This is a genomic window from Pseudomonas sp. AO-1, assembly GCF_019775695.1.
GTDB lineage: Bacteria > Pseudomonadota > Gammaproteobacteria > Pseudomonadales > Pseudomonadaceae > Aquipseudomonas > Aquipseudomonas parakoreensis.
The window spans coordinates 3,897,107-3,914,098 of sequence record NZ_CP079947.1; the positions used below are offsets into that span (position 1 = coordinate 3,897,107).

The following is a 16,992-nucleotide window of genomic DNA, read 5'->3' on the forward strand; positions in this document are numbered from 1 at the left end:
TCCCGCTGGACTGCGCAGCAGGCCCCAGCTTTTCAGAGAAGCGAGGGTCGCTTCGCAACCCAGCGGGAGCAAGCTCCCTCGCCACAATTTTCCATCTATCACAAAACTTCCAGCGGTAAAAAAAACACATTCCCCAGATAACCGGTAAGGCAAAGTGCTTGCACAAAGTTTGGAATACCATAATATGATATTCCATAGACCGGACGACCTGAAAAACCGTCCAGCTACTGCTCCCGACAGGCGGGCAACAACGCAAGCCCGCTCAAAAACACAACAATGAGGGCGTAAAAATGGTGTTGAACAAAGCTGCAACCGCAATCCTTTTTGCGGGACTGCTGAGCGTGACCGGCCAGGCTGCAATGGCCGCCGAGAGTGTGAACTTTGTCAGCTGGGGCGGTAGCACCCAGGATGCGCAGAAACAGGCCTGGGCCGATCCGTTCAGCAAGGCCAGCGGCATCACCGTCGTGCAGGACGGCCCGACCGACTACGGCAAACTCAAGGCCATGGTCGAGAGCGGCAACGTGCAATGGGACGTGGTCGATGTCGAAGCCGACTTTGCCCTGCGCGCCGCTTCCGAAGGCCTGCTCGAACCCCTCGATTTCAACGTCATCCAGCGCGACAAGATCGACCCGCGTTTCGTCAGCGACTACGGCGTCGGCTCGTTCTTCTTCTCCTTCGTCCTCGGCTACAACGAGGGCAAGCTCGGCGCTGCCAAGCCGCAAGACTGGAGCGCCCTGTTCGACACCAAGACCTATCCCGGCAAACGCGCGCTCTATAAATGGCCAAGCCCCGGCGTGCTCGAACTGGCGCTGCTGGCCGACGGCGTAGCGGCTGACAAGCTCTACCCGCTGGATCTGGATCGCGCCTTCAAGAAACTCGACACCATCAAGAAAGACATCGTCTGGTGGGGCGGTGGCGCGCAGTCGCAGCAACTGCTGGCCTCCGGTGAAGCGAGCATGGGTCAGTTCTGGAACGGCCGGATTCACGCCCTGCAGGAAGACGGCGCCCCCGTCGGTGTGAGCTGGAAACAGAACCTGGTCATGGCCGACATTCTGGTGATTCCAAAAGGCTCGAAAAACAAGGACGCGGCGATGAAGTTTCTGGCCAACGCCAGCAGTGCCAAAGGCCAGGCGGACTTCTCCAACCTGACCGCCTACGCCCCGGTCAACGTCGACAGCGTGGCGCGCCTGGACTCGGTGCTGGCCCCGAACCTGCCGACGGCCTACGCCAAGGATCAAATCACGCTTGATTTCGCGTACTGGGCCAAGAACGGTCAAGCCATCGCGACACGGTGGAACGAATGGCTGGTCAAATGAAAATGGCGGCCACTGCGCCCCGCCCCGCAACGGTGACCGGGAGCGCCACTGGCGCTGCCGGCTCATCCCCCACCTTCAGACAACGCTGGAAAGGTGCCGGCAACCTGGTCCCGGCACTGCTGTTCCTCGGCCTGTTCTTTCTCGCGCCGTTGATTGGCCTGCTGTTGCGCGGCGTGCTCGAACCGACCCCCGGCCTTGGCAACTACGAACAACTGTTCGCCAACTCGGCGTATGCGCGGGTGCTGCTCAACACCTTTTCGGTGGCCGGGCTGGTGACGATTTTCAGCCTGTTGCTGGGCTTTCCACTGGCGTGGGCGATCACTCTGGTGCCGCGCGGCTGGGGCCGCTGGATCCTCAACATCGTGCTGCTGTCGATGTGGACCAGCCTGCTCGCCCGCACCTATTCGTGGCTGGTATTGCTGCAGGCCTCGGGGGTGATCAACAAGGCGCTGATGGCGCTGGGCATCATCGATCAGCCGCTGGAAATGGTGCACAACCTGACCGGCGTGGTGATCGGCATGAGTTACATCATGATCCCGTTCATCGTCCTGCCGTTGCAGGCAACCATGCAGGCCATCGACCCGATGATCCTGCAAGCCGGCTCGATCTGTGGCGCCAGTCCCTGGACCAACTTCTTCCGGGTGTTCCTGCCGCTGTGCCGGCCGGGGCTGGCGTCCGGCGGGTTGATGGTGTTCGTGATGTCGCTCGGTTACTACGTCACCCCGGCGCTGCTCGGCGGGGCGCAGAACATGATGCTGCCGGAGTTCATCATTCAGCAGGTGCAATCGTTCCTCAACTGGGGCCTGGCCAGTGCCGGCGCCGCGTTGCTGATCGCGATCACGCTGGTGCTGTTCTACTTCTACCTGAAGCTTCAGCCGGAATCCCCGGTTGGCGCCAGCAACGCGAGGTAAACCGAGATGCTCCTGACTCCCAATGCCATGAGCCGGCGGATGCGTTTCGGCTTGTACGCCACCACCGGGTTGATCGGTCTGTTCCTGCTGTTGCCGATCGTGTTTATCGTCCTGCTGTCGTTCGGCTCGTCGCAGTGGCTGGTGTTCCCGCCGCCGGGCTGGACGCTGAAATGGTACGGCCAGTTCTTCTCCAACGCCGACTGGATGAACGCTGCGGCGGCCAGCCTCAAGGTTGCCGTGCTGACCACGATTTGCGCCGTGGCCCTTGGTTTGCCGACTGCCTTCGCTCTGGTGCGCGGGCGCTTCCCCGGTCGGGAAATGCTCTACGGCCTGTTCACCCTGCCGATGATCGTGCCGCTGGTGATCATCGCCGTGGCGGTGTACGCGCTGTTTCTCAAGCTCGGTTACACCGGGACCATGTTCGCCTTCGTGGTCAGCCATGTGATCGTCGCGCTGCCGTTCACCATCATCTCGATCATCAACTCGCTGAAGCTGTTCGATCAGTCGATTGAAGACGCGGCGGTGATCTGCGGTGCCTCACGCCTGCAAGCGGTGTTCAAGGTGACATTCCCGGCGATTCGCCCGGGTATGGTTGCCGGCGCCCTCTTCGCCTTTCTGGTTTCGTGGGACGAAGTGGTGCTCAGCGTGATGATGGCCAGCCCGACCCTGCAAACCCTTCCCGTGAAAATGTGGACCACCCTGCGCCAGGACCTGACCCCGGTGATCGCCGTCGCATCGACGCTGCTGATCGGCTTGTCGGTTTTGGTCATGGTCATCGCCGCCGCGCTGCGCCGGCGCAACGAAATCAGCGCCTGAGCGCCCAGGAGTACGACATGAGTGCCGTGATCAAAGACGCCTCCCTGCAGAACGACAAACCTCTGGTCAGCCTGCGCAACCTGAACAAGCACTACGGCGACTTTGCCGCCGTCGACAACATCTCGTTGGACATCAAGGACGGCGAGTTCCTGACCTTCCTCGGCTCCAGCGGCTCGGGCAAAAGCACCACGCTGTCGATGCTCGCCGGCTTCGAAACCCCAAGCAGCGGCGAGATCCTGGTCAACGGTCAGTCGTTGGTCAACGTGCCGCCGCACAAGCGCGACATCGGCATGGTGTTCCAGCGCTATTCGCTGTTCCCACATCTGTCGGTGCGCGACAACATCGCCTTCCCGCTGGCGATCCGCAAACTCGCCGCCGCCGAACGTGACAAGCGCGTCGACGCGATGCTGAAACTGGTGCAGCTCGAACAATTCGCCCATCGCCGCCCTTCGCAACTCTCTGGCGGGCAACAGCAACGCGTCGCCATCGCCCGCGCGCTGGTCTACGAGCCACGCATTCTGTTGATGGACGAACCCCTCGGAGCGCTGGATAAAAAACTGCGTGAAGACCTGCAGGATGAACTGCGCCAGTTGCATCGGCGCCTGGGCATCACCATCGTCTACGTGACCCACGATCAGGAAGAAGCCATGCGCCTGTCGCAGCGCATCGCGATCTTCAGTCACGGCAAGATTGTCGGCCTGGGCAGCGGTTATGACCTGTACCAGAATCCGCCGAACGCGTTTGTCGCATCGTTCCTCGGCAACTCGAACTTCCTCAAGCTCAAGGCGCAAGGCAATGCGGCGGCTTCGTTTGAAGGACAGTCATTGTCGATTCGACTGACCGCCGGGTTGCACACCGATCAGGATGTGCTGCTGATGGTGCGTCCGGAAAAGGCTGTGGCGCTGAGCGTGCAGCAGGCGAGCGCAGAGCCGCTGGCAGCGGGTTGGAACGAGGTGTCGGCGCAGGTTGTGGAGGTGTTGTTTCTTGGTGAGAGCCAGACCTGCAGCGTGCTCACCGCGGGCGGTACTTCGATGACGGTGAAAGCCTTGTCCGCCGCCGGCATGCCGCTTAAGGCTGGCGACCCGGTGCGAGTGCGCTGGGCGACGGCGGATGCCTGTGTCTACAGCGAATGGGCTGAAAGCGATCTCAACAAAGCCGCCGGATCTCACTGATATACCCCACGCAATACACCTCCCTGTGGGAGCGGGCTTGCCCGCGAAGAGGCAGGTACATTCAATATCAATGTTGAATGTGCTGACGTCTTCGCGGGCAAGCCCGCTCCCACAGGAATCTCAGTGTTCAGGCGATCGGAGTGAACCCTTCGATTTCGTCCGGCCACGCCGTGAGGATCTCGAAGCCGGTGTCGGTCACCGCCACCATATGCTCCCACTGCGCCGACAACGAGCCATCCTTGGTCAGCACGGTCCAGCCGTCCGGCATGTTCTTCACATGGCGCTTGCCGGCATTGAGCATGGGTTCGACGGTGAAGATCATCCCCGCCTTGAGCTTCATGCCCTGATTGGGAAAACCGTAATGCAGAATCTGCGGTTCATCGTGGTAGACCTTGCCAATGCCATGCCCGCAATACTCGCGCACCACGCTGAAGCCTTCTTTCTCCGCCAGACTCTGAATCGCATGGCCGATGTCGCCCAGTGTCGCTCCGGGACGCACCCTGCGAATGCCGGCGCACATGGCGTCGTAGGTGGTTTTGATCAGGTGCTGCGCCTCAGGCGTCGCCTCGCCGACCACGTACATGCGGCTGGTGTCGCCGAACCAGCCATCCTTGATTACCGCGATGTCGAGGTTGACGATGTCGCCATCCTTCAGCGGCGTGCCCGACGGGATGCCGTGGCACACCACGTCGTTGACCGAGGCACAGACGGTTTTCGGGAAGCCGTGATAACCGACGTTGGCCGGAATCGCTTTCTGCACGTTGACGATGTAGTCGTTGCACAGGCGATCCAGTTCATCGGTGGTCACGCCCGCCTTCACATGCGGTACCAGCATCGCCAGCACCTCGGCGGCCAGCTTGCCGGCAGCGCGTGACTGAGCGATTTCGGCGGGGGTGTTGATCTTGATCTGGTTTCTCATGCGCTGACGGCTTCCTGAGTCAGTTGGTGCAGATCCAGCCCGCCGTTCTGTTCGGCGCGGATCAGCAAGCGGCAAATGGCGCTGTGGTCGAGGTTGGGGTGCAGCTCGGCGAGCATGCCGATGCGCATCCAGTGCTCGGCCTGCGCGTTGATCGAGCGGCTGAGCGCGGTGCTGGAGATGCGCAGGTTCTCGTGCATGTCTTCAGAAATCTTTACGATGCCCATATCCAAATCCAATACGAAGTGTATATGGATCGTATACTATCCAAGCCTCATGGAAAATTGCAATACACTCCGCAAACCTACTGACATAAACGTGTAGGAGCTGCCGCAGGCTGCGATCTTTTGATCTTCAAAAACAAAGTCAAAAGATCGCAGCCTGCGGCAGCTCCTACAGGGATTTTGTGTTGGTTTTTGGGGGAAACGTGTGGAATTTCAGACAAAAAAAAGCTGCCCAAAGAGGCAGCAAAAACTTTAAGAACACGCGATGTATTGGGGTCAGGATAGTAGCCGGATAATGACAGAGTCATGACAGTCAACAATTCACTGAAGCGCCCCTGCCCCGTCATCAGGATGTCATCAACCGCACCGCAAAATCCTCGCAAACCGTCTTGAGCCTTCGACGGACGCTTTGCAGGGATTCCCATGAAAGAAGACGCCTCGCTGTTTGCCGCCATTGACCTGGGTTCGAATGCGTTTCGCCTGATGATCGGCCAGTCGGTACGCAGTCGACAGGGCTTGATGATTCAGGAGGTCAAAACCCTGCGTGAGCCGGTGCGACTGGCCGAAGGTTTCGAAGGCGGTGCTCTGGACGCACTGGCGCTGGATCGGGGCTGGCAGGCGCTGGCGCGGTTCGGCAAGAAACTGCGCGGGTTCGAGGCCGGCAAGGTGCGGGCCGTGGCAACCAGCGCGGTACGCGAGGCCGACAATGCGCAGCTGTTTCTGCACAGCGCCGAACGTCATCTGGGGTTTCGCATCGATGTCATTTCCGGCCATGAAGAGGCGCAACTGGTCTATGCCGGCGTCGCCCATTCCCTGCCGGGCGCTGAAGACATGCGGTTGGTGGTCGACATCGGTGGAGGTTCCACCGAGCTGATTCTCGGCCAGGGGTCGCAGCCGCTGCTCACCGAAAGCATCGCCATCGGCAGCGGCACCTTGGGCGCACGCTATTTCCCTGACGGGCGCATCGCGCCCGGTGCGCTGCAGGAAGCCGAACGCGTGGCGATCCTGCAATTCGAGAAAGTCGCCCGCCGCTACCGTGCACAGGGCTGGCAGCAGACCATTGGCTCGTCCGGCACGGCGCGGATGCTGGCGAAAGTGCTCAAGGCCAATCGCTTGAACGACCTCGGTCAGGATGGCATTACCTATGGTAGGTTGTTGCGTTTGTCGCTGTTGCTGCTGAAGGTGAAGAATGTTCAGCAGTTGAAGCTGGCAGGTTTGCAGCCGCATCGCCAGAGCATTTTGCCCGGCGGATTGGTATTGATGCTGGCGGCGTTCAAGGCATTCGGGATTTCACAGATGGTGCCGTCGGAACCGGGGCTGCGCCTGGGTGTGCTGCATGGTTTGATGAGCCGGCACTGACCGATCACTAACTCCATTGTGGGAGCGAGCCTGCTCGCGAAAGCGGTGTATCAGAGAAACATTATTCGACTGACACGCCGCCTTCGCGAGCAGGCTCGCTCCCACAGGGTTTGTATTCAGGCTTCAGGCCAGTTCTTTGCGCAGTTGCCGGGCAGCGGCAACCATATGCACCAGCGCCGCTTCAGTCTCCGGCCAGCCACGGGTTTTCAGACCGCAATCCGGGTTGACCCACAACCGCTCGGCCGGAATCCGCTGCGCTGCCTTGCGCAGCAAGTTAGCCATCTCCGAAGCATCGGGAACGCGTGGCGAGTGGATGTCGTAGACACCCGGGCCGATCTCGTTCGGATAGGCGAAGGCTTCGAAAGCGTCGAGCAACGCCATGTCCGAACGCGAGGTTTCGATGGTGATCACGTCGGCGTCCATGGCGGCGATGGACTCGATCACATCATTGAACTCGCTGTAGCACATGTGCGTATGGATCTGCGTTTCGTCGCGTACACCGGAGGCACACAGGCGGAACGCTTCGGTGGCCCAATCCAGATAGTGCTGCCATTGCGCGCGGCGCAGCGGCAGACCTTCGCGGAAGGCGGCTTCGTCGATCTGCACGATCCTGATTCCGGCGGCCTCCAGATCCACCACTTCGTCACGGATCGCCAGCGCCAGTTGCCGCGCCTGCACCTCACGGGACACGTCTTCACGGGGGAACGACCACATCAGCATGGTCACCGGGCCGGTCAGCATACCTTTCATGACCTTGCCGGTGAGGCCCTGAGCATAGCGGATCCAGTCGACGGTCATGGCTTGCGGACGGCTCAGATCACCGAAGATCACTGCCGGTTTCACACAACGTGAACCGTAGCTCTGCACCCAGCCAAAACGGCTGAACACGTAGCCGTCGAGTTGCTCGGCGAAGTACTCCACCATGTCGTTGCGCTCGGCTTCTCCGTGCACCAGTACATCGAGGCCCAGTTGCTCCTGGATCTCCACAGCGTGACGAATTTCGCTGTACATGGCTTCGGTGTATTCGGCTTCGCTGAGCTTGCCTTGCTTGAACGACTGACGCGCCAGACGAATCGAGGCGGTCTGCGGAAACGAACCGATGGTGGTGGTCGGGAACAGCGGCAGCTCGAGGCCGGCGCGCTGCTTGGCGATGCGCTGGGTAAACGGCGATTGGCGCTGGCTGTCCTGCACTGTAATGGCCGCCACACGGGCCTGCACCGCCGGTTTGTGAATACGTGGCGAGGCGGCGCGACTGGTCTGTACCGAGCGGCTTTGGGTCAAGGCGCGGAGCACTTTTGGTGACTCAGGCTCGTTGACGGCCTGAGCCAGCACGGCGACTTCTTCGCACTTCTGCACGGCAAACGCCAGCCAGCTTTTCAGCTCGGCATCGAGCTGGTCTTCGCGGCTCAGGTCCACCGGACTGTGCAACAGCGAACAGGACGGCGCGACCCACAACCGATCACCCAATCGCTCATGCGCATGCTGCAAAGTCGCCAGCGCATGTTCCAGATCGCAGCGCCAGACATTACGGCCATTGACCAGGCCCAGCGACAACACTTTGTAGGCCGGCAGGCGATCAAGAATGGTCGGATACTGTTCCGCTGCACGCACAAGATCGATGTGCAACCCATCGACCGGCAGATTGGCGGCCAGGCCGAGGTTCTCTTCCAGACCACCGAAGTAAGTGGCGAGCAGCTTTTTCAACGGATCGCGCTGGATCTGGTTGTATGCACGCTCGAAAGCGTTCTTCCATTCCTGCGGCAGGTCGAGCACCAGAATCGGCTCGTCGATCTGCACCCATTCCACACCGAGTGCGGCGAGGCGCGCGAAGATCTGCCCGTACAGCGGCAGCAGGCGGTCGAGCAATTCCAGCTTGTCGAATGCGGCGCCTTTGGCCTTGCCCAGCCATAGATAAGTCAGTGGGCCGATAATCACCGGTTTGACGTTATGGCCGAGGGCACGTGCCTCTTCGACTTCTTCGAACAACTGTTCCCAACCGAGCTGGAACTGTTGATCGGCGCTGAATTCCGGGACCAGATAGTGGTAGTTGGTGTCGAACCACTTGGTCATTTCCTGAGCGTGTGCACCGCCGCAGCAGCTGTCGCTGACACCACGGGCCATGCCGAACAGGGTCTGCAGCGTGGCTTTGCCGTCGTGCGGACGGAAACGCTCGGGGATCACCCCGAACATCAGCGAGTGAGTCAGCACCTGGTCGTACCAGGCGAAATCGCCCACCGGCAGCAGCTCGAGGCCAGCGTTTTTCTGCAAGTCCCAATGGGCCTTACGCAACTCGCGGCCAACGTCACGCAGGCCAGCCTCGTTCAGCTCTCCTTTCCAGAACGCCTCTTGCGCTTTTTTCAGTTCGCGGTCGCGACCGATGCGCGGAAATCCGAGGGAATGGGCCAGTGCCATGACAAACAACTCCAATGTCTTGTTGATGGCGGCCATTGTCAGGATCAGGCGCTGGTGAGACAAACTCATTTTAATCTTGATGATCACAAGTTTCCCTCATGATCGAATATCACCTGTATGCGCGCTGAAAACATGTTTTGCCCTGCAGGATATTCCTGCGCGAATCAAGCTGGCGAGCGCGGTCACGACGCCCTTTGAATACTCGATGGCGCCTTGATGTAAACCCTCTGAAACCGCGCCGTTGCAGGCTTCGAATCTGTTCTATGGTTAGATCGAAATGGCTGTATCTGCGGCTGACTAATGGTTGCGACAGATCCTGTCTGCGCCTATGTTGCACGCGAGCTTTTCCCCGCGAATGGAACGCGATCAACACCACTACAAGAGGTGAAGAAATGTCAAAGGATTCACGCCCTGCCGTACTTGGGCTGATCGGCAACACGCCGCTGGTACAAGTTACCCGCTTCGATACCGGCCTCTGCACACTGTTTCTCAAACTGGAATCACAAAACCCCGGCGGCTCAATCAAGGACCGCATCGGTCTGGCGATGATCGACGCCGCTGAACGCGACGGGCGCCTGCAACCGGGTGGCACCATCGTCGAGGCCACCGCCGGCAACACCGGTCTGGGCCTGGCACTGGTCGGCCGGGCCAAGGGCTACCGCGTGGTGCTGGTAGTGCCGGACAAGATGTCCACCGAGAAAGTCCTGCACTTGAAAGCCATGGGCGCCGAAGTGCACATCACCCGCTCGGACGTCGGCAAGGGCCACCCCGAGTATTACCAGGACGTCGCCGCCCGCCTGGCGAAAGACATTCCCGGCGCGTTCTTCGCCGACCAGTTCAACAACCCCGCCAACCCGCTGGCACACGAGTGCAGCACCGCACCGGAGATCTGGGCGCAGACCGAGCATGATCTGGACGCGATCGTGGTCGGCGTCGGGTCTGCCGGCACCCTGACCGGGCTAAGTCGCTTCTTCAAACGCGTGCAGCCGGATCTGGAAATGGTCCTCGCCGATCCGGTGGGTTCGGTGATGGCGCAATACAGCCGCGACGGCACGATGCCGACGCCCGGTTCGTGGGCGGTGGAAGGCATCGGCGAAGACTTCATTCCGTCGATCACCGACCTCAGCAGCGTGCGCCACGCTTACTCGATCAGCGACGAAGAAAGCTTCGATCATGCCCGTCAGTTGCTCAAGGCCGAAGGCATTCTCGGGGGGTCGTCCACCGGCACCTTGCTGGCTGCCGCGCTGCGTTATTGCCGCGAACAGACCGAGCCGAAACGTGTGGTCAGCTTCGTCTGCGACACCGGCACGCGCTATCTGTCGAAGGTCTACAACGACCAGTGGATGACCGATCAGGGCCTGTTGCAGCGCAAACGCTATGGCGACCTGCGCGATCTGATCGCGCGACGTTTCGAAGACGGCCGCGTGATCAGCGTCGGCCCCGACGACACCCTGCTGACCGCGTTCCAGCGCATGCGTCTGGCGGATGTCTCACAACTGCCGGTGCTGGTGGAAGGCAAACAACTGGTCGGCGTGATCGACGAATCCGACATCTTGCTCGCGGTGCACGAAGACGCCGCGCGCTTCAGTCAATCGGTGTCCAGCGTGATGACCGACAAACTGCAAACCCTCGCACCTGGCGCCCATCTCACAGAGCTGGAAGCGGTGCTCAGTCGTGGCCTCGTGGCGATCATTGCCGACGCTTCGGGCTTCCATGGTCTGATTACCCGCACCGACATGCTCAACCAATTACGGAGATCCCTCGCATGAGTCAGCACGACGATAAATCCCAAGGCTTCGCGACCCGGGTGATCCACGCCGGGCAAACGCCTGACCCGACCACCGGTGCGTTGATGCCGCCGATCTACGCCAACTCGACGTACCTGCAAGACAGCCCCGGCGTGCACAAGGGCTTCGACTACGGGCGCTCGCACAACCCGACGCGTTTTGCGCTGGAGCGTTGCGTGGCGGATCTGGAAGGCGGTACCCGCGCGTTCGCGTTCGCGTCCGGGCTGGCGACGATTTCCACCGTGCTTGAACTGATCGATGCCGGTTCGCACGTGATCTCCGGCAATGACCTGTACGGTGGCACATTCCGCCTGTTCGACAAGGTACGCCAGCGCAGTGCCGGACACCGTTTCAGCTACGTCGATCTGACTGACCTGGCGGCGTTCGAAGCGGCGCTGCAGGACGACACCCGCCTGGTGATTGTCGAGTCGCCGACCAACCCGCTGCTGAGCCTGTCGGATCTGGCCGCGATTGCACGCATCTGCCGCGCACGCGGGATCATCAGCGTTGCCGACAACACCTTCGCCAGCCCGTATATCCAGCGCCCGCTGGAGCTGGGTTTCGACATCGTGCTGCACTCGACCACCAAGTACCTGAACGGTCACTCCGACGTGATCGGTGGTATCGCGGTGGTTGGGCAGAATGCCGAACTGGCGGACAAACTCGGCTTCCTGCAGAACGCGGTCGGCGCGATTTCCGGGCCGTTCGATGCATTCCTGACGTTGCGCGGGGTGAAAACCCTGGCGCTGCGCATGGAACGTCATTGCAGCAACGCACTGGAACTGGCCAAGTGGCTGGAGCAGCAGCCGCAGGTCAAACGCGTTTACTACCCAGGCCTGCCGTCGCACCCGCAGCATGAGTTGGCCAAACGGCAGATGCATGGTTTTGGCGGGATGATTTCGGTGGATCTGAACAGTGATCTGGAGGGCGCCCGACGCTTTCTGGAAAACGTGAAGATCTTTGCCCTGGCCGAAAGCCTGGGCGGCGTGGAAAGCCTGATCGAGCACCCGGCGATCATGACCCACGCGACCATTCCTGCTGAAACCCGCGCCAAACTGGGCATCGGCGATGGCCTGGTGCGTCTGTCGGTGGGCGTCGAAGACCTCGAAGACCTGCGCGCCGATCTGGCGTACGCGCTGACGAAAATCTGATCCTGCAACAACGACACAGCCCGCAGTGATGCGGGCTTTGGTTATTCGAGTAGGCGGCCAGTGCTGGTCTCTGGCTTACAAGGTTTATCGGGCCTCTCACAGTACAAAAGCAACCATGGAAAAAGAACGGTGCTTTGCTGCCTCACACGGCATAAGGGCTGGATCTCAGCGCGGAGATCTTTCTAACCGTGTACCCTTCGGAACGCGCCCCACGTCCCCTTGCTATCCGCTTGCGCATCAGTCTGCGTCTTCGCCTACACCTTTGAGGCTAGCAAACGCCATCAGCTGATGGGTGAGTGTTTTTAGATTGATTTCCTTTCTGCGCCCCCTTGCAAGGAAGCGAAAAGACTATCGGCTTCACGGCTCACTAGCACATTTGTGCTAATCGACCGCCCCGCCCACCGGCGCTATATTCCCTCGCAACCCCCGATGTTCCCCAACATTGCCTTTGTGCAGTGCGCGGGATCGTTGTGCCTGGAAATCAGAACAACACCAAGGAAGAAGCACCATGAAACTGCATTCCAATCTGTGCAAAGTGGCCATTGTCGGCGCCCTGATGCTGGGCGCCAGCGGTTGCCAGACTGCCAAACCTACCGAAGCCAGCATGAAAGAACGGGCCCAGACCGTCATCGGCAAACCGGTGTCGAAAATCGACAACATCCGCAGCGACAGCACCCTCACCTACTACACCGCGTATACCTCGGCCGGCGAGTACAACTGTGAGTTGCCCAGCGGCGCGATTATCGCGGTGGCGAGCATGGGCATCATGACTCCGCCGCTGTCTTGCCTGCCCAAAGGTGCCTCACCGATCCCCGTTCAGTAATTGATTTCTCCGGTAAAGGACGACGTTCATCATGAAAATCCTGATCGCTACTCTCACCCTCACCGCCCTCGCCCTGACCGGCTGCGCCACGCCCAAACAGTGGGAAGCCACCGGCGGCAGCAAGAACGACGGCGTGGTTCAGGTTTCCTACGAACTGGGCCAGTTCGAAAGCGGCCAGACCAACGCCGCGCAAGGTCTGACTGTCGCGATGGAGCGCTGCAAGACCTGGGGTTACAAGAACGCCGAGGTGACCGGTTCGGAGAAAAACATCTGCCGCACCATGGGCCAGTACAACTGCCTGCAAACCACCATCACTCAGGACTACCTCTGCAAGCGTTGAGTCAGACCTGTTCGACCGGTTCGGTTTGCCGGTCGCGCAGGGCTCGCAAGGTCGCGCGCAGCTCGGCCGGGCGTACCGGTTTGGACAGGATGGCAATTTGGCGGTCGTGCAAGGCCGCCTGTATTTTCTCGATGTCATGCCCGGTAATGATCATCGCTGGCACCGCAAAACCCCGCTGGCGCCGCACCTCGTCAATGCACTCGATGCCCGTGGAATGTGGACCCAGATCGTAATCGGCGACGATGATGTCGCAATCGGTGACCAGCCCCTGCCCGCTCAACTCGCCTTGCACCACGCAGCCCCAGCGTTCGAGCAGCGCCGAGGTCGCCAGCAAGACGTTGCGATCATCCTCCACCAGACACACCTTCAGCCCGGTCAGCAGGCCGGCCTGCCGCACATCGTCACGCATGGCCGGCAACTGCGGCGCCACGGCCACCGGCAAGCCATACAGGGAGACCGCCGTGCCGCGCCCAAGCTGCGAGCGCAAGGCCACATCGACGCCGATCAACTGCCCCAGACGCTTGACGATCGACAGCCCGAGGCCGACGCCTTCCACGTCCTTGTCACGCACCTGACGCACCCGATAAAACTCCTCAAACACTTTCGGCAGATGCTCCTCGGCAATGCCGTTGCCGCGGTCATGAATCACGATGGCCAGCCCGGCGCCGCGTTTGCGCACGCCGATCAGCACCGGGCGTTGCGCGCCGTATTTGAAGCAATTGGAAAGCACGTTCTGCACCATGGTCGCAAGCAGCGCCGGATCGCTCCGCACCCAGTGTCGGCACGGGCGCAGGCGCAATTCCACACCGGCCCAGCGCGCGGCTTCGGCGTTCTGGCGGACCAGGTCGGCCAGCCACTCGCCCAGATTGAACACCTGCAACCTGGGCAGGACGCGCCCGTTGTCGAGGGTGTAGAGGTCAAGAATCGAACGGAATAACTGCGAGACGTTGAGCAGCGATCGGTCAATGTTGTCGACCAGTTGCCGCTCCTGCTCACCCAGCCGCGATTCACGCAGGCACGCCGTGAACAGACCGATGGAGTGAATCGGCTGGCGCAGATCGTGGCTGGCCTGGGCGAGAAAACGCGACTTTTCCAGATTGGCTGCGACGGCTTCTTCAGAGGCCTTGCGCGTGCGCTCCAGCAGCAAGTGCGCGTAGAACGGAATCACCGTGCTGGTGAGCATCAACATCAGCACCATGTACGGTTGCGCCTGCCACACCGGCGTCAAGCGATAAACCGCCAGCAACGCCAGCAGCGCCAACCCGGTGGCGATCGCCAGGTAGCGCGAGCCATAGCGCATGCCATTACCGAGGTTGACCCAGATGATCACCGCGTAGAGCGGCAACGCCGCTTCACCGCCGAGCACCAGGCCGAAACAGGTGCCGGTGTAATCGTGGACCATGCCGAAAATCCGCCGCGCCGGGTAATGCCCGGGCCAGCGCGCAATGGCCTGGCGCAAGCCAATCGACGCCAGCAGAAACAGCGCGATGTAGACCACCACCGGCAGATAGGTAGCGAAGCGCTGACCCGGCAAGACACCGAGCACGCCAATGTAAACCATGGCAATGCTGGCGATGATGATGCGCAGATTGGCCTGATCCAGCTCGGTGTTTTTTTCGAACTTCATGGGCAACGTCCTTGTGCGACAGTCGTCAGAATCAGCACCGGCCAGCAGGCAATCCGCGTCTGCGGTGCTAAGGTGCATGCCGTAAACCACGCCTGATCCAGGGAGGGTCACGCCATGACCGGCCGAATCATCATAGCCGACGATCACCCGTTGTTTCGCGAAGCCATGCGGCGCACCGTGCAGCGCCTGCTGCCCGAGGCGACTATCGAGGAGGCCGGCGATCTCGACGCCGTGCTGGCCTTGCTGCCCGCCGGCAACGAGCCGGACACGCTGATTCTCGACCTGCGTTTCCCCGGCCTGACCTGCATCAGCCAACTCGCCGCGCTGCGCCAAAAACTGCCACGCACCACATTGATCGTGGTGTCGATGGTCGACGACGAAACACTGATCGGCGAAGTAATGGCGGCCGGCATCGACGGCTTCATCGGCAAGAACATCGCCCCGGATGAGATCGGCCAGGCGATTCTGGCGATCCGCGAAGGCGAAGTGCTGGTCAGGTTCGCGCCGTCCGGGCTGCTGCCGCTGGAGACCGGCACCGCCCTCACCCCGCGTCAGCAGGACGTGTTGCGGTTGATCGCCCAAGGCAAGACCAACAAGGAAATCGCCCGCGAGCTGGATATCTCGCCGTTCACCGTGCGCATCCATGTGTCGTCGTTGTTGCGCACGCTCAATGTGCCGTCGCGGGCAGCCGCTGCGGTGAAGTATTCGGGAGGCAGTGGCGCAATTTAAATGAACCCTGCGCGCTTGGGCTCACCTAACTGAAAGACCATCAGGAGGTAGCCCATGCAAATTGAACCCGTCTGGATCGTACTCGCCGTCGTTCTTGTGATCATTGAACTGTGGGCGATCAACAGGGTGCGCAAGAGCGCAGGCAAAGGCAGCAATAAAGGCGTGTGGATTATCGCCATCGTGTTCCTGCCCTTGTTTGGCCTGATTGCCTGGGCACTGGCCGGCCCGAAACACGTTACGCAGGATTGATACAACACAATCCCCTGTAGGAGCTGCCGCAGGCTGCGATCTTTTAAAATCAAAAGATCGCAGCCTGCGGCAGCTCCTACCAGGGAAGCGGAGTTTTACGGATCAACCTGCGCCATCAACTCCGGCACCGACTCCGGCCGTTTCGCGTAACGTTGCGCCAGCACTGCGCAGACCATCAATTGAATCTGATGGAACAGCATCAGCGGCAGGATCAACACGCCAATCGTGCTGCCGGCAACCAACACCTGCGCCATCGGCACGCCAGTGGCCAGACTCTTCTTCGAACCGCAGAACAGAATGGTGATACGGTCTTCCTGGCTGAAACCGAACGCCTTGCCCAGCAAGGTCGACGCCAGCAAAACCAGCGCCAGCAAGATGCAGCAAACCACCACCAGCCCCAACAGATCGACCAGCGGAATCTGGTGCCAGATGCCTTCGTTGACCGCCTCGCTGAACGCGCCGTACACCACCAGCAGAATCGAACCCTGATCGACAAACTTCAGCCAGTTCTTGTTGCGTCCGACCCACGCACCGATCCAGCGGCGAGCGATCTGCCCGGCAATGAACGGCAGCAGCAGTTGCACGCTGATCTTCAGAATCGCATCGACGGTCGAACCGCCGTCACCGTGCACGTTCAGCAGCAGCGTCACCAGCAACGGCGTGAGGAAGATCCCGAACAGGCTCGATGCCGCCGCACTGCAGATCGCCGCCGGAATATTGCCCCGGGCCAGCGAAGTGAAAGCAATCGCCGACTGCACGGTGGCCGGCAACGCACAAAGGTAGAGCATGCCCATGTACAGCTTGTCGCCGATCAGCAGTGACAGCAGCGGTTTCAATGCCAGACCGAGGAGCGGGAACAGCACAAAGGTCAGGCCGAACACCAACAGGTGCAGGCGCCAGTGGCCGGCACCGGCGATGATCGACTCACGCGAGAGCTTGGCGCCATGCAGGAAAAACAGCAGCGCGATGGCGATGTTGGTCAGCCAGCCGAACCCGACCGCGACCTGACCGCTGGCCGGCAGGAAACTGGCCAGCAGCACGACGCCGATCAGGGTCAGGGTGAAGTTGTCGGGCAGGAATCTTGGTCGGGTCATGGGTCTGTTCATCCGGGGGTTGCCAGTACGTGACTGCGACTCTAACGTGAGCAGAAATTACCGACT

At 60.8% G+C, this 16,992-nt stretch carries 17 protein-coding genes; 11 read left to right on the forward strand and 6 right to left on the reverse strand.

The features are described 5' to 3' along the window. Positions 1 to 290: 290 nt before the first annotated feature. Genes KVQ82_RS17805 through KVQ82_RS17820 form a run of 4 tightly spaced genes read left to right on the forward strand, consistent with a single transcriptional unit; the run spans position 291 to position 4,215 of the window. On the forward strand, positions 291 to 1,316 hold the full coding sequence (locus KVQ82_RS17805; RefSeq protein WP_108182459.1) for an ABC transporter substrate-binding protein: 1,026 nt from the start codon (positions 291 to 293) through the stop codon (positions 1,314 to 1,316). Continuing rightward, positions 1,313 to 2,227, forward strand: a complete 915-nt coding sequence (locus KVQ82_RS17810) for an ABC transporter permease (RefSeq protein WP_041062560.1) — start codon at positions 1,313 to 1,315, stop codon at positions 2,225 to 2,227. Before KVQ82_RS17805 ends, KVQ82_RS17810 begins: the two co-directional genes overlap by 4 nt. Positions 2,228 to 2,233: 6 nt before the next feature. Next, positions 2,234 to 3,043: an ABC transporter permease gene (locus tag KVQ82_RS17815; RefSeq protein WP_025111627.1), complete on the forward strand. Its 810-nt coding sequence runs from the start codon at positions 2,234 to 2,236 to the stop codon at positions 3,041 to 3,043. 17 nt (positions 3,044 to 3,060) lie between these two features. Further along, on the forward strand, positions 3,061 to 4,215 hold the full coding sequence (locus KVQ82_RS17820) for an ABC transporter ATP-binding protein (protein WP_222014936.1): 1,155 nt from the start codon (positions 3,061 to 3,063) through the stop codon (positions 4,213 to 4,215). A 127-nt stretch (positions 4,216 to 4,342) separates the two neighbouring features. Here the strand turns inward: KVQ82_RS17820 and map are convergent, their stop codons facing one another. From map to KVQ82_RS17835, 3 genes are all read right to left on the reverse strand, one after another. Further along, positions 4,343 to 5,134, reverse strand: coding sequence for a type I methionyl aminopeptidase (gene map / locus KVQ82_RS17825; protein ID WP_222014938.1), 792 nt, complete (start codon positions 5,132 to 5,134; stop codon positions 4,343 to 4,345). Then, entirely contained in the window at positions 5,131 to 5,358 is a 228-nt protein-coding gene (locus tag KVQ82_RS17830) for a ParD-like family protein (RefSeq protein WP_025111624.1), read from the reverse strand. Before KVQ82_RS17830 ends, map begins: the two co-directional genes overlap by 4 nt. 77 nt (positions 5,359 to 5,435) lie before the next feature. Then, positions 5,436 to 5,780 carry a hypothetical protein gene (locus KVQ82_RS17835; protein ID WP_222014940.1) on the reverse strand — a complete coding sequence of 115 codons (345 nt, stop codon included), beginning with the start codon at positions 5,778 to 5,780 and terminating at the stop codon, positions 5,436 to 5,438. On the opposite strand from KVQ82_RS17835, the gene KVQ82_RS17840 reads away from it, so the two are divergent. Further along, entirely contained in the window at positions 5,779 to 6,714 is a 936-nt protein-coding gene (locus tag KVQ82_RS17840) for a Ppx/GppA family phosphatase (RefSeq protein ID WP_222014942.1), read from the forward strand. The two genes, KVQ82_RS17835 and KVQ82_RS17840, sit on opposite strands and share 2 nt — an antisense overlap. A 123-nt stretch (positions 6,715 to 6,837) precedes the next feature. Here KVQ82_RS17840 and metE read toward each other — a convergent pair whose 3' ends face one another. Then, positions 6,838 to 9,126 (reverse strand): 5-methyltetrahydropteroyltriglutamate--homocysteine S-methyltransferase, encoded by a 2,289-nt coding sequence (gene metE, locus KVQ82_RS17845; RefSeq protein WP_222019422.1) that lies wholly within the window; start codon positions 9,124 to 9,126, stop codon positions 6,838 to 6,840. Positions 9,127 to 9,518: 392 nt separating this feature from the next. Here metE and KVQ82_RS17850 point away from each other — a divergent pair, with 392 nt between their 5' ends. From KVQ82_RS17850 to yecR, 4 genes are all read left to right on the forward strand, one after another. Continuing rightward, positions 9,519 to 10,895, forward strand: coding sequence for a pyridoxal-phosphate dependent enzyme (locus KVQ82_RS17850; RefSeq protein WP_108182454.1), 1,377 nt, complete (start codon positions 9,519 to 9,521; stop codon positions 10,893 to 10,895). Next, complete coding sequence (locus KVQ82_RS17855; RefSeq protein ID WP_041062583.1) at positions 10,892 to 12,064, forward strand: cystathionine gamma-synthase; 1,173 nt, start codon at positions 10,892 to 10,894, stop codon at positions 12,062 to 12,064. Before KVQ82_RS17850 ends, KVQ82_RS17855 begins: the two co-directional genes overlap by 4 nt. Positions 12,065 to 12,572: 508 nt before the next feature. Further along, complete coding sequence (locus KVQ82_RS17860) at positions 12,573 to 12,887, forward strand: hypothetical protein (protein ID WP_041062586.1); 315 nt, start codon at positions 12,573 to 12,575, stop codon at positions 12,885 to 12,887. Between the two features lie 31 nt (positions 12,888 to 12,918). Beyond that, a complete protein-coding gene (gene yecR / locus KVQ82_RS17865) occupies positions 12,919 to 13,227 on the forward strand; it encodes a YecR family lipoprotein (RefSeq protein ID WP_041062589.1) in 309 nt (102 codons plus the stop codon). A gap of 1 nt (position 13,228) precedes the next feature. Here the strand turns inward: yecR and KVQ82_RS17870 are convergent, their stop codons facing one another. Next, positions 13,229 to 14,854: a hybrid sensor histidine kinase/response regulator gene (locus KVQ82_RS17870; protein ID WP_222014944.1), complete on the reverse strand. Its 1,626-nt coding sequence runs from the start codon at positions 14,852 to 14,854 to the stop codon at positions 13,229 to 13,231. 114 nt (positions 14,855 to 14,968) lie between these two features. Between KVQ82_RS17870 and KVQ82_RS17875 the strand changes: the two genes are divergently transcribed. Together KVQ82_RS17875 and KVQ82_RS17880 are read left to right on the forward strand one after the other, a co-directional pair. After that, entirely contained in the window at positions 14,969 to 15,583 is a 615-nt protein-coding gene (locus KVQ82_RS17875) for a response regulator transcription factor (protein WP_086790923.1), read from the forward strand. A gap of 54 nt (positions 15,584 to 15,637) precedes the next feature. Continuing rightward, entirely contained in the window at positions 15,638 to 15,832 is a 195-nt protein-coding gene (locus KVQ82_RS17880) for a PLDc N-terminal domain-containing protein (RefSeq protein ID WP_041062599.1), read from the forward strand. A gap of 95 nt (positions 15,833 to 15,927) precedes the next feature. Here the strand turns inward: KVQ82_RS17880 and KVQ82_RS17885 are convergent, their stop codons facing one another. Continuing rightward, positions 15,928 to 16,926: a bile acid:sodium symporter family protein gene (locus KVQ82_RS17885; RefSeq protein WP_222014946.1), complete on the reverse strand. Its 999-nt coding sequence runs from the start codon at positions 16,924 to 16,926 to the stop codon at positions 15,928 to 15,930. Positions 16,927 to 16,992: the final 66 nt, after the last annotated feature.

Coding starts and splice junctions, on each gene's coding strand:
- KVQ82_RS17805 (WP_108182459.1), top strand. CDS start 291: ATGGTGTTGAACAAAGCTGCAACCGCAATCCTTTTTGCGGGACTGCTG.
- KVQ82_RS17810 (WP_041062560.1), top strand. CDS start 1,313: ATGAAAATGGCGGCCACTGCGCCCCGCCCCGCAACGGTGACCGGGAGC.
- KVQ82_RS17815 (WP_025111627.1), top strand. CDS start 2,234: ATGCTCCTGACTCCCAATGCCATGAGCCGGCGGATGCGTTTCGGCTTG.
- KVQ82_RS17820 (WP_222014936.1), top strand. CDS start 3,061: ATGAGTGCCGTGATCAAAGACGCCTCCCTGCAGAACGACAAACCTCTG.
- map (WP_222014938.1), bottom strand. CDS start 5,134: ATGAGAAACCAGATCAAGATCAACACCCCCGCCGAAATCGCTCAGTCA.
- KVQ82_RS17830 (WP_025111624.1), bottom strand. CDS start 5,358: ATGGGCATCGTAAAGATTTCTGAAGACATGCACGAGAACCTGCGCATC.
- KVQ82_RS17840 (WP_222014942.1), top strand. CDS start 5,779: ATGAAAGAAGACGCCTCGCTGTTTGCCGCCATTGACCTGGGTTCGAAT.
- KVQ82_RS17835 (WP_222014940.1), bottom strand. CDS start 5,780: ATGGGAATCCCTGCAAAGCGTCCGTCGAAGGCTCAAGACGGTTTGCGA.
- metE (WP_222019422.1), bottom strand. CDS start 9,126: ATGGCACTGGCCCATTCCCTCGGATTTCCGCGCATCGGTCGCGACCGC.
- KVQ82_RS17850 (WP_108182454.1), top strand. CDS start 9,519: ATGTCAAAGGATTCACGCCCTGCCGTACTTGGGCTGATCGGCAACACG.
- KVQ82_RS17855 (WP_041062583.1), top strand. CDS start 10,892: ATGAGTCAGCACGACGATAAATCCCAAGGCTTCGCGACCCGGGTGATC.
- KVQ82_RS17860 (WP_041062586.1), top strand. CDS start 12,573: ATGAAACTGCATTCCAATCTGTGCAAAGTGGCCATTGTCGGCGCCCTG.
- yecR (WP_041062589.1), top strand. CDS start 12,919: ATGAAAATCCTGATCGCTACTCTCACCCTCACCGCCCTCGCCCTGACC.
- KVQ82_RS17870 (WP_222014944.1), bottom strand. CDS start 14,854: ATGAAGTTCGAAAAAAACACCGAGCTGGATCAGGCCAATCTGCGCATC.
- KVQ82_RS17875 (WP_086790923.1), top strand. CDS start 14,969: ATGACCGGCCGAATCATCATAGCCGACGATCACCCGTTGTTTCGCGAA.
- KVQ82_RS17880 (WP_041062599.1), top strand. CDS start 15,638: ATGCAAATTGAACCCGTCTGGATCGTACTCGCCGTCGTTCTTGTGATC.
- KVQ82_RS17885 (WP_222014946.1), bottom strand. CDS start 16,926: ATGACCCGACCAAGATTCCTGCCCGACAACTTCACCCTGACCCTGATC.